The sequence below is a fragment of the Candidatus Cryosericum odellii genome, from assembly GCF_003570935.1.
GTDB classification, from domain to species: domain Bacteria; phylum Caldisericota; class Caldisericia; order Cryosericales; family Cryosericaceae; genus Cryosericum; species Cryosericum odellii.
This window is the reverse complement of the sequence record NZ_QXIU01000106.1, coordinates 13942-25679: the sequence shown is the minus strand read 5'-3', so window position 1 is coordinate 25679 and position 11738 is coordinate 13942. Positions and strand designations below refer to the sequence as shown.

The 11738-nt window shown below is 56.3% G+C and carries 11 protein-coding genes; 1 reads left to right on the top strand and 10 read right to left on the bottom strand.

The window, feature by feature from the left end:
- From argS to SMC5_RS04340, 7 genes are all read right to left on the bottom strand, one after another.
- On the bottom strand, nucleotides 1-1100 hold a 1100-nt coding region (gene argS / locus SMC5_RS04370), incomplete at its 3' end, for an arginine--tRNA ligase domain-containing protein (RefSeq protein ID WP_119119748.1).
- Nucleotides 1101-1104: 4 nt separating this feature from the next.
- Nucleotides 1105-2556 carry an aminomethyl-transferring glycine dehydrogenase subunit GcvPB gene (gene gcvPB, locus SMC5_RS04365; protein WP_119119747.1) on the bottom strand — a complete coding sequence of 484 codons (1452 nt, stop codon included), beginning with the start codon at nucleotides 2554-2556 and terminating at the stop codon, nucleotides 1105-1107.
- Nucleotides 2557-2567: 11 nt separating this feature from the next.
- Nucleotides 2568-3941 (bottom strand): aminomethyl-transferring glycine dehydrogenase subunit GcvPA, encoded by a 1374-nt coding sequence (gcvPA, locus tag SMC5_RS04360; RefSeq protein WP_119119746.1) that lies wholly within the window; start codon nucleotides 3939-3941, stop codon nucleotides 2568-2570.
- The gene (gcvH, locus tag SMC5_RS04355; RefSeq protein WP_407079760.1) at nucleotides 3919-4302 is read right to left on the bottom strand and encodes a glycine cleavage system protein GcvH; all 384 of its coding nucleotides are present in this window, start codon (nucleotides 4300-4302) and stop codon (nucleotides 3919-3921) included. Before gcvH ends, gcvPA begins: the two co-directional genes overlap by 23 nt.
- A gap of 95 nt (nucleotides 4303-4397) precedes the next feature.
- Nucleotides 4398-5234 (bottom strand): 16S rRNA (adenine(1518)-N(6)/adenine(1519)-N(6))-dimethyltransferase RsmA, encoded by an 837-nt coding sequence (rsmA, locus tag SMC5_RS04350; protein ID WP_165846237.1) that lies wholly within the window; start codon nucleotides 5232-5234, stop codon nucleotides 4398-4400.
- A gap of 19 nt (nucleotides 5235-5253) precedes the next feature.
- On the bottom strand, nucleotides 5254-5973 hold the full coding sequence (locus SMC5_RS04345) for a G5 and 3D domain-containing protein (RefSeq protein WP_165848973.1): 720 nt from the start codon (nucleotides 5971-5973) through the stop codon (nucleotides 5254-5256).
- 125 nt (nucleotides 5974-6098) lie between these two features.
- On the bottom strand, nucleotides 6099-6842 hold the full coding sequence (locus tag SMC5_RS04340) for a hypothetical protein (RefSeq protein WP_119119742.1): 744 nt from the start codon (nucleotides 6840-6842) through the stop codon (nucleotides 6099-6101).
- 214 nt (nucleotides 6843-7056) lie between these two features.
- Between SMC5_RS04340 and SMC5_RS04335 the strand changes: the two genes are divergently transcribed.
- Nucleotides 7057-8115 carry a DUF933 domain-containing protein gene (locus SMC5_RS04335; RefSeq protein ID WP_165846236.1) on the top strand — a complete coding sequence of 353 codons (1059 nt, stop codon included), beginning with the start codon at nucleotides 7057-7059 and terminating at the stop codon, nucleotides 8113-8115.
- Nucleotides 8116-8169: 54 nt separating this feature from the next.
- On the opposite strand, the gene hemW is transcribed toward SMC5_RS04335, so the two are convergent.
- The 3 genes from hemW to SMC5_RS11255 form a co-directional block, all read right to left on the bottom strand.
- The gene (gene hemW, locus SMC5_RS04330; protein ID WP_119119740.1) at nucleotides 8170-9324 is read right to left on the bottom strand and encodes a radical SAM family heme chaperone HemW; all 1155 of its coding nucleotides are present in this window, start codon (nucleotides 9322-9324) and stop codon (nucleotides 8170-8172) included.
- On the bottom strand, nucleotides 9308-11113 hold the full coding sequence (gene lepA / locus SMC5_RS04325) for a translation elongation factor 4 (protein WP_119119739.1): 1806 nt from the start codon (nucleotides 11111-11113) through the stop codon (nucleotides 9308-9310). Before lepA ends, hemW begins: the two co-directional genes overlap by 17 nt.
- 9 nt (nucleotides 11114-11122) lie before the next feature.
- Nucleotides 11123-11738 (bottom strand): AAA family ATPase (locus SMC5_RS11255; protein WP_243624988.1); only part of this gene is annotated, 616 nt, incomplete at its 5' end.

Below are 11738 nucleotides of genomic sequence, written 5' to 3'. Positions count from 1 at the left end.
AAGTGTACGATCTGGTAGATGATGACCTCCAGGAAGTCATCTGGGAGTCCGAGACTCTTCATGAGAGCCTGCATGGGTACGATATGGCCTATATGATCCGCACCAAAGACGTCGATGCTCTTGACGTACCCTCGCTGGAACTTGTTGAAGTGGTAGGCCGCGTCGGTAAGTGTATAGGTCGGCTCTCCATCACGCCGTACGAGTACCCGATCCTTGTCGTCACCGAAATCCGTCGAGCGCAACCAGACAGCGTCATTCTTCTCATAGATAATACCTCGAGCCCGAAACTGCTGAAGAACGCGATCATTCCATCCATTCTCGATGAGGTACCGTTCCGAGAACCAGGTATCGAACGAGACGCCCATTTCTTCCAGTGCCTGGCGAATCGACGCCAGCACAAGTTCCTTCCCGTCTTCTTCTATGGCAGCAAGGCGCTGTTCATCAAGCTGAGAACGCAACTCCGACCCCTTTCGGTCGTAGATGGCTTGCGCCAGATCCGGCACATATGCCCCTTGATAACCTTCATCGGGCATAGCATGTTCCAGCCCCAGCATTGGAAACAGGTAATGCGCAATCGACTCCGTGAAGAGCTTCATCTTCGACCCATAGTCATTGACGTAGTACTCACGGTCCACATCATATCCCTGGGTCTCCAGAAGTGTAGCAAGAACCGATCCGAGCGCTGCTCCGCGTCCGTTGCCTACGTGCAGGGGTCCGGTCGGGTTGGCACTCACGAACTCTACCTCGATCTTCTGGCCGTTCGCCTCCTTCTGGAGCAGCACGGCAGGCTCTGTGCCAAGCATTGAGCTCAGCTGATCGGCCACAAACGAATCCGAAAGCTGGATGTTGATATATCCAGGGGCAACTGCCTCCGTGAGTGCGGCGCAGGCTATGCCTGCGACAGCAGGTTGTAGTTCCTGTGCAATGACGAGGGGAGCCTTGTGCCGTGTCCTGGCCAATTTCATGGGAAGCGAGAGCGTGTAATCGAGAAAGCCGGGGCGAGACAGCGAGCAACATGCAAGAGGGGCCTCCTCCGCAGAGAGGAGGTCCCTGAGCGCGAGGCTGACCTGCCGGTCTATTGTCTCACGAAGGTTCAGCACTCAGTCAAGTTCCTTTCTTGTCACGATGACTCGTGACCAGGTGACGAGCAGCATACGTCTCATTGACACGGGTTACCACTGTATCGTGTGGAGCAGACAGCAGAAGGTCCGGGTTCTCTTTCGCTTCCTGACTGATCTTGATGAGTGCATCGCAGAACAAGTCCATCGTCTCCTTGCTCTCGCTCTCGGTCGGCTCGACCATCATGACCTCTTCTGCATACGGCGGGAAGTGTGGGAAGTAGATCGTTGGGGGATGATACCCATAATCCATGAGACGCTTGGCTATATCGAGCAGGGTTACGCCATACTTGTCGTAGCCCTTTGCACTTAGAACTGTTTCGTGCATGACAGGCCTGTCGTAGGCGGGTGGAAAATATGGGCTCAGTAATGCCTTGACATAGTTCGCGTTGATGACTGCCGCCCGGCTTGTCGCCAGAAGACCGTTCCGGCCCATCATTTTGATGTACACATAGGCTCGGGCCAGCACGGCGGTATTGCCATAGAATCCCGACATGCGGCCGATCGTGTGCGGCCTGTTCTCATCCAGAGCGTACTGACTGTCTCCGCAAACAACAACGGGGATCGGCAGGTAGTCAGCCAGGAATTTCTTGACGCCCACAGGGGCAGCGCCCGGACCTCCGCCGCCGTGTGGGGTGGCGAATGTCTTGTGAAGGTTCAAATGAACCACATCGAACCCAAGATCCCCTGGACGGATGAGCCCCATGAGAGCATTAAGGTTTGCCCCATCGTAGTACAGGAGACCTCCGCGAGCATGCACGAGTTCGGCAATCTGCGTGATGTTCTCCTCGAACAGTCCCACGGTGTTCGGGTTGGTCAGCATGATGGCCGCCACCGTATCGTCCATGAGCTTGTCCAACGCATCCATGTCGACCCCGCCTCGCTCATTGGAGGAAACGGTCACGACCTGGAATCCCGCCATCGTTGCCGACGCAGGATTTGTCCCGTGGGCAGAATCGGGGATCAGCACTTTCGTGCGCTTGGCATCGTGGTCACGCATGAAGGCATGGATAATAAGCATGCCAGTGAGCTCGCCATGGGCGCCACATGCAGGTTGCAGTGTGAAGTTGTCCATACCAGTGATCTCCTGCAGAGACTCCTTCAACTCAAACTCCATTTGCAGGATGCCCTGGTTGTCTGTGGAATCATCCAGTGGGTGACGCACAGTCAGCCTTGAATCAGCGGCCATTCGCTCGTTGATTTTGGGGTTGTACTTCATCGTGCACGACCCCAGCGGATAGAAGCCGGTGTCAACGCCGTAGTTCTTCGTGGCCAGATTCGTGAAATGGCGCACCAGGTCAAGTTCAGCGACCTGTGGCAGCGATTTTACCGCAGCGCGCGCAAACTCAGGAACATACCTTTCGGCTACAGCCCTGTCCTCCTCGAACCCAAACGAGAATGCTGACCGACCTGCCACGCTCTTCTCAAATAGAGTCATTTTCCGCCACCTCAGTTCAATGCGCCGAGAACCTGCTCAAGGATATTGTTCTTGAGCATCTCGGTCGCGCAGACCAGATACGTATGAGGCATCCCCTGGACTTCCGGGACAACGCCAGGAGCAAGAGCAAGCGGTGGGAACACCGGCACACCCGCCAGTCGGGAGCGCATATCTTCGGGAGCGATCGAACTGGCAAGGACTGCTTCATTGAACACTGGGCTCTGCTTGAAAACACGGGTGAAGTGCCCGGTCGCCTCGAGTCCACTGATCAGCTTCTGCAGCTTCGCAACATTCTCACAGGCAAGTGCCCTGAATCCCGACTCGCCCACACTGCCAAGGTACACAGCAGCCGTTAATGCGTTGAGCGCATGGTTCGAACAGATATTGGACGTCGCCTTCTCGCGTCGAATGTCCTGCTCGCGCGCTCTCAACGTCATGACAAATGCCTGGCGACCCTTTGTATCGATGGACTCACCGACGATTCGACCGGGAAAGTCACGGTTGTACTTCTTCAGGGTGGCAAAGACGCCAAGATGCGGCCCACCAAATGACATCGAGAGACCAAGCGACTGTCCCTCACCGACGACAATGTCTGCTCCGGTGCCAACACCATACTTGAGCAATCCCAGAGCCATCGCTTCGGTGAAGGATTCGACAAACAGGGCATCGTGCCCGTGGACGGCTGTCCCGATGGCACCAAGGTCTTCGATAATGCCCAGGTAGTTTGGACTCTGGACAAGAACTGCGCTGCACGCAGAGGCAGACAGTTTTAGCTCCAGATCTTCCATGGATACGCGCCCGTCGCCATCCATCCTGACGACATCGACGGCAATCCCGTGTGGTTTCAGGTAGGTCCGGACCGTTGCCAGGTAGTTCGGGTTCACCGTTGCAGCTACGAGCACCCGGTCCGCCTTCTTGACACGATGAGCCATCAGCATAGCCTCAGCGGCCGACGAGGCCCCATCGTACATCGAGCAGTTGGCCAATTCCATGTCGGTAAGTTCCACCATGAACGATTGAAATTCAAACAGGGACTGCAACGTCCCCTGGCTTATCTCAGGCTGGTATGGCGTATATGCTGTGACGAAACCCGGGAGAGATGCAAGGTGTGGGACGACGGCTGGAATGAAATGCATATATGCCCCGGCGCCCAGAAGGGAAGCTTTCCTGGGACCCGAGTTCCGGGACATCATGGTGTCCCAGTACTCGACCATCTGATCCTCCGTCAATCCGTCAGGGAGATTAAGACCACCTTCCACACACGAGTTACCGGCAAAACACTTGACAATATCGTCAAATTGCAGGCCGATCTTCTGCAGCATGGCCTGCTGCTCGTCACCTGTCGCCGGGATGAACGAGAACCTATTCCTTTCTATATTCTGCATAGTCAGTAGCGCTCATCAAGCTATTCAGTTCATCTGGATTCGAAAGCTCGATCTTCGCCAGCCAGCCGGCTCCAAACGCATCACTGTTGAGGAGTTCAGGCTTCGCGGTGACTTCATGGTTGACTTCAAGAACCTTGCCCGACACAGGCGTGTAGACGTCTGAGGCAGCCTTGACCGATTCGACAGAGGTCAGGAGGTCTCCTGCCTTCAATGTCGAGCCGACAGAGATTTCACCGACGAACACGACATCGCCCAACTTGCCCTGGGCATAGTCAGAGACTCCAACGAACGCAACGCCACCCTCGACGCGTACCCACTCGTCAGACTTCGCATAACGTGCATCGTTCTGAATCTTCATAATTGCATACCTCCTGAAATGAGATGACTTGGTGTACCGAAAGATTTTACTCTCGATGAGAGAAAAGGCAACACGGCGACCGCTCTGGACGCCCTCGATCAAACGCGAGTCACCCGGGAGACCGCCCGAAACAAGTCGATGAACTCCAAGGGCGTGAGGACCTCCGGGCGAAGCTGAGATATCTCGGCGAATTCACCCGTAAGCGGGACGCCAAGTCGGCGAAAGAAGTCGGCCAGTTTCTTGCGCCTATGCAGGAACGACTGTTGAACAAATCGCATGAATGGTGTGACTTCGGCATCCTCCAATCCACTTGGACGTCTGAGAAACCCCAGAAGGGTCGAGTTGACCTCAGGACGCGGGAAAAACACGTCAGGCGAAAGCTCGAGCAGCCGCTTGATATCGAAGAATGTCTGGGCCACGACAGACAGCGAGCTGTAGTCACCGTTCCCGGAATGAGCGGCAAGACGGGTTGCAAACTCCCGCTGGAAGAGCAGGCAGGCTTGCCCGATACAATCGGTTCGAATGAGCTTCAGGACAGTCTCGGAGGACCGAAGATAGGGAAGATTCCCCATAAGCACCAAGGTCTCGCCCTCATGTCCCAAAGCACACCAGTCTGCATCCAGGGCATCCTCATACCTCAGTTCGATACGTGTCCGGAGAGGGTCATCGGCCAGAAGGGCTTCATGGACCTTGCGAAGACGCTCGTCAATCTCGTAGGCAACCACGCGTTTGCCGCGCTCAGCAAGAATCCCGGTCAGAGCAAGCGCCCCGGCACCTACCTCGACGAACACCACGTTCTTGTCTGAAGGGAACAGTGAAGCCATGGAGGCGAGTACGTTCCCGTCGACCAGGAAGTTCTGCCCGAGGCGTTTGGACAGGACAACACCCGTCCGGTTCAGCAAGTCGCGAAGCGCAGTTGGGGTGAGTGTGTTCATATTGTGGGCTTCCTCCTCGTCACGGTAGAACGAACACATGAGCCCAGCGCCTTCCCCATTTCGCCATCTCGTCAGACGAGTAGAAGAACACGTCGATCCGATTGCCCTTGATGGCGCCACCCGTGTCGCCGGCTATGGCGTACCCGTAGCCTTCCACATAGAGCTTGCTGCCAAGCGGTATGACTTTTGGATCAACTGCCACCACGCCACGTCCGGACTTCATTCCCGAAGCCGTCATCCACGGATTGCCATCCGTCTCCTGAACCGTCGGGGAATAGGCAGTGGCCTCCATGTAGAACTCATTTGTCGCTCCACCGCGATAGACAGACGTTCCAACAGCCAGTGCGTCACCAGCCGGTGGTTTGAGCAAGGAGTCGGAAACCAGAACCCGCGATACCAGCGTACCGTCAACGTAGAGGAGGCAAAATATACGCTCGCGCACACCACCCGTACCGGGCTTCCACACGACCACCTGTCCTCTGGCTGCCGACTGCTCGGGCACATACCGGAGGTCATACGGGACCCGTTCGCGCACCGCTATCGTTCTCTCGCATGTCTGGACAAGCCTCACTGGGCCAACAGCTCGCGGCATATGCCATGACGACCCATCCCGCAACACTCGAGTCATCTGCTGATCGGGCGTCACCAATTCTACGCTGCCGCTCGTACCCTCCACCTCTACAGCTGCTCCCGAAGCGAGAACTATACCTGCCTCACTGGCGATCTGCACAGCATCCATGGACGCCGCCTGGTCCGCCGGAAGCCTCAGAAGATTCATCGACGAGGGCAATCGAGCCGACAGGAGCAATGCTCCGGAGATGATGGCTATCACAGCGACGGTCAGATGCCTCGTACGACCGGTCCTTACTTCGATGAGGTCTTCTCCAGCAACTCGCGTATGCGAGTCAGGTTTCGGTTGATCTCGCTGAGGACGGAAAGCACAGCTCCGTCACCGGCAAAATCGAACTGGTCGAACGAGGTTGTTGGAACCCCTGCTGAGACGGGCGAGTCCAGTACAGCTTGATTATCTGGCTGGCCAAGCTGGACGACGGCATCGACGAAGTACTCTTTGCGTGTGTCCTCGTCGGCTTCGGTACTGTTGACCTGAGAGATAAGAGATGCTCGTTGCAGCGCCGCCCGTTCGTCTGTGTCGCGCTCGCTGCCAAATACAGGGCTCAGGATGATCGTCGGAAAAGCATACCAGCTGTTGCCGCGACCGGTTGTGAGTCCCATGTATTCGCAGAATCCCATCAACGTTGCTGGGCCAATCTGCAGGAACCTTCCATGTTCATCCACAAACACCAGGATGCTCGACGCCGTGCCATGTCTCGGTAGCTTTCGAGTAGCGCCGATAGCGGCAGAAAGGCCCTGTCTGGCAAGCCTTACCCCTCGCGTCCAGCCAATCTGTTTCGCCAGCTCGGGGAAAAGGCCCCCGAAATCGACGTAGTCGTCCTCACGGAGCAGACGCGTGATGTACCACGCCTTGTCCGTCGCAAGCAGACCATAGGTCTTGTCGAGTTCACTGGAGTATGTCACCGTCTCCGCGTGACCAGCGACTATCTTGCGCTGTACAGCTCGCAGCGCTCCACGTACTGTCTTGATCTTCATCTGATAGGTTGTCTCCAGGGCCGACAGTGTATAATGTCAGTCTCACGATGTCAATCGCCTGCCTGCAGGAGGAACGTGGTCGACAGCTCGTACTGACCGGGTTCCCACTGTTCCACGAAGCCCTTTGCCTCGCGATCTTTGAAACATAGTTATGACGCAAGTATACTGGACACGAGCCCGCAAGCATGAACGAGCATATGAGAAGGAGCTGACAATGAAGATTGGAATAATCGGTCTGCCTCAAACGGGAAAGACCACGCTGTTCGGAGCACTGACCAGAGGGACTACTCAGGTATCACAGTCCAAGACGAACCTCGCGGCTGTCGGCGTGGCCGACACTGACCTGGACTATCTGGCCGGCGTCTTCAAACCCAAGAAGACGACGCCCGCGAGCGTCGAGTTTGCAGATGTTCCGGGTATACCCTCGGGTCAGGAAAACGCTTCACGACGCAATGAGCTGCTGAAAGACGTGAAGAATGTCGAGGCGCTGGTTGAGGTATTCGACGCGTTTACACAAGCACCTTCTGCCACAAGTCTCAGGGATCAGATAGAGAATTTCGAACTGGACCTTGCCCTGGTAGACCTGGAGATCGTGGAACACCGGCTCGAGCGCATGAGGAAAGAGAAGATGACGCCTGCCCTCGAAGGCGAACAGCGCCTCCTCTCAAGTGCCCAGTCATGCCTGTCAGGAGGAAAAGGGCTGCGCAGCCTTGGCCTCTCTGACGAAGACAAGAGCCTCCTCACTTCCTATGCGTTCATCACGTTGAAGCCGGTGATGTACGTCATCAACATCACTATGACCGACGAAACTGCGGCCAGAAACCTCGAGACCGACCTCACGGCTGCCGCCGGCCAGGTAGATGCGACGGTCATGGTGCTGGATGCAAAACTGGAACGCGAGATCGCCGAGTTGCCTTCTGCCGAGCAAGTCGAGTTCCTCCGAGAATTTGGTCTGTCCGGATCAGTCATTGATATATTCATCGGCAGAGCATATCAACTGCTCAAGCTGGAGACGTTCTATACTGCAGGAGAAGACGAGTGCAAGGCCTGGGTCATCGAGGCGGGTACACGTGCACGGGGCGCTGCAGGCAAGATCCATACGGATATCGCCCGCGGATTCATCGCGGCGGAAGTAATCTCGCTCGATGACTTTCGCAAAGCGGACAACTCCTTCAAGGTTGCCAAGGAGAAGGGACTCCTGCGGATAGAGGGAGAGAACTACGTCGTGAAGAACAAGGAAATCGCGCACTTCCGGTTCAACGTTTCACGCTGAGGGGACGATCTTCGCGGTCAGCCCCGGCCCTCGTGGTCGGGGCTTGCGCTTTCCTCAGATGAACGCCCCGGCCACGAGGTTGTTCAGTTCCAGGCCCTTCTGCGTGCATATGACTCTATCTTCCAGGACGCTGACAAGGTCATCGTCCACGAGTTGGGCAAAAACGTCACCGAAGACCACGCGCGCATCTTCCTGAAACAGATCGGTGAACGTCGAGAAATCGAGACCGGCGTGGGGCAATCGCATGCGCAGCATGGCATATTCGCCCTCCCGGGGACGACCCTGAAGTCGTTCTTCACTCTCCACCGGCAGCCTGTTCTGCTGGATGGCGACAAGGTATGATCCCATGTCGGCGACGTTCGTCCACCTTCTGCCTGACACGAATCCGGACGCTCCCAGACCGAGACCGACGTAGTCCGCGAACAGCCAATAGCCGAGATTATGCTGCGAGACAAAGCCGGGACGGGCGAAATTCGAGATCTCGTAATGCTCGAATCCGCTCGCCGCAAGCAGATTCCATCCCTCGCGCATCGTGGCCAGAACTGTGTCGTCGTCTGGCATGACTTCATGACCTTCAGCGATGGACGTGGCCAGTGGGGTGCCGGCAGCCAGAGTCAGGTTGTACCAGGAGATGTGCTCCGGAGAAAGCTCGATGGCGTGTCTCAGCGAAGCAATCTCTTCACCAGGCAAGGAACCAGGAAGTCCATACATGAGATCCAGAGACAGGTTATGAATCCCAGCATCCCGCGCCTGCTGAAAAGCTCGATCGGCCCCAGTTGAATCATGAAGGCGTCCCAGTCTCTTCAGCGAGCAATCGTTGAAGCTCTGGACTCCCACGCTCAGACGATTGATCCCCGCTCGGGCGTACGCCTGGATCCTCGCGGTATCAAGGCTGTCTGGATTGCTTTCCATAGTGATCTCGCAATCCCGCAGGGTTGGCATGACTGACCTGACCCCATCGATCAACCGCCGAAGCTGAAAGGGCTCCAACAAGGAAGGCGTGCCGCCGCCCACGTAGATGGACCGCACACCAAGGTCCTGTCGGTGCAACACCTCTGGCCACAAGCTCCACTCGGAAAGCACGGAATCCACGTACATGTCGGGAACATGGTCTACGCCTCCTGTCGACAGGAAGTCGCAATAGTTGCACCTTCTGCGACAGAAGGGAACGTGGATATAGACACCGACCGGTCTAGTCGTCCGACTCACGCTTGAGAATGGAGAGAAACGCCTCCTGGGGGATGCTCACCTTGCCGATCTGTTTCATCTTCTTCTTGCCCTCTTTCTGTTTCTCGAGGAGCTTCCGTTTTCGCGTGACGTCTCCGCCATAGCACTTGGCCAGCACGTCCTTGCGCAACTGGACAATGTTTTCGCGCGCTACGATCTTCCCACCGATCGCGGCCTGCAGCGCGACTTCGTACATCTGCCGGGGAACGTACTTCCGCAGCCGCTGCAGCATCGATCTTGCAATGTGCTGGACTTCATCTTCGTGCGCGATGAACGAGAGCGCGTCGACGGGCGTCCCGTTGACCAGGACATCGACCTTGGCGAGTCGTTCCTTGCGGTACCCCGCCAGCACATAGTCAAGCGTTCCATACCCCTTTGTGATCGACTTGAGCCGATCGAAGAAATCTGTGATGATCTCGGACAACGGGAGTTCGTACTCCAGGACTGCCCGCCTGCTCTCGGGGTAGGACATGTTGATGTAGATCCCCCTGCGCTTGTTGGTGAGTTCCATGACGTCTCCGATAGCGTCATGCGGCACCACAATCTCCGCTTTGACAAAGGGCTCCTCGATACGTTCGATCTCTCCCAGTGGGGGAAACTTCGAAGGACTGTCAGCAAGAACTTCCTCGCCGGTATTGCGCTTGATGACGCGATACCGCACGTTCGGAACGGTGACAATAATGTCCTGATTGTACTCCCGGCGGAGACGCTCCGTGATGACCTCGAGGTGCAGGAGTCCGGAGAACCCACACCGGAACCCAAAACCTAGGGCCCCCGACGATTCAGGTTCAAACGTGAGAGAAGCATCATTCAGCTGCAGCCGCTGCAGTGATGACTTGAGCCCCTCATAGTCGTTGGCATCGATAGGGTAGAGTCCCGCGAAAACCATTGGAAGCACCGGCCTGTATCCCGGTATGGGCTCTGCGGTCGGCTGAACTGCGCTGGTCACGGTATCCCCGATATGAACCTCGGCAGGAACCCGGATCACTGCGGCAAAGTAACCGACTTCCCCGGCTGTCAGGACATCTGTCACAACAGGTGTCAGCTCGAAGTACCCTACTTCGACGACATCGAATTCGCTGCCGGTGGACATGAACTGGATATGGTCACCCTTCTGGATGGTCCCTTCGAAAACCCTGATGTGAACGACCACGCCCTTATAGGTATCAAAGTGCGAGTCGAACACGAGACACTTGAGGGGGGCACCGGAATCGCCGGAAGGACTCGGAATCTTGTCTTCGATGATGCGAAGCAGCTCGTCGACCCCGAGCCCTGTCTTTGCGCTGACAAGTGACGCATCCGATGCATCAAGTCCGATGATCTCCTCGATCTCCCTCTTCGTCTCGTCCACGTCGGCATTTGGCAGATCGATCTTGTTCACCGCGATGATGATGGTGAGGTTGTGATTCAACGCGAGATACGTATTGGCCACAGTCTGCGCCTCGACACCCTGTGTCGCGTCGACGACCAGTACTGCCCCTTCGCAGGCGGCTATGCTGCGCGAGACTTCGTAGTTGAAGTCGACGTGGCCGGGTGTATCAATCAGATTGAACACCACCGGCGAACCGTCTCGTCCGGTATACGTCAGGCGGATGGGATGTGCCTTGATCGTAATGCCGCGTTCCTTCTCGATGTCCATCTGATCCAGGACCTGGTCACCCTTGTTTTTCAGAATGAAGCCGGCTCGCTCAAGAAAACGGTCGGCAAGCGTGGACTTGCCGTGATCAATATGGGCAATGATACAGAAGTTCCGTATGCTTTTCGGGTTCATGATTCCAGCCTACTGGGCTGGCACAAGCTCTTTCCGTGCTGACTCGAAGACCACCTTCTGACCGTCGCTCGTCACCACAATGGTATCGCCATGCTTGAACTCACCTTCCAGGATCCGATAGGACAGCTCGTTTTCCACTTCATGCTGGATCAACCTTAGGAGCGGCCGGGCACCATACTCGGGGTTGAAGCCCTTGCGTGCAAGATACGACACCAGCTCGGGGCTGAACTCAAGGTGCATGTCCTCTTCCTCGATCTCTTTGGTCACTCTCTTCAGCAGGATCGCTACGATCTTCTCAATGTCCTCGACCGACAATTGGTTGAATACGACAATCTCGTCGACCCGGTTCAGGAATTCCGGCTTGAAACTGTGCTTGAGTTCGTCCATCATGGATGCAGTGTGGGCTTCTGCCTCACCGCCCTCTCCGGGCAGCTTAAATCCGAGGCCACCCATCCGATTGAACCCGCCCCCGATGTTGCTCGTCATGATAATGACGGCGTTCCGGAAATCGATCGTCCTTCCACTCGAGTCGGTCAGACGTCCATCGTCCATAATCTGAAGCAGAATATCGAAGACGTCTGGATGGGCTTTCTCGATCTCGTCGAACAGGACAATGCTGAATGGG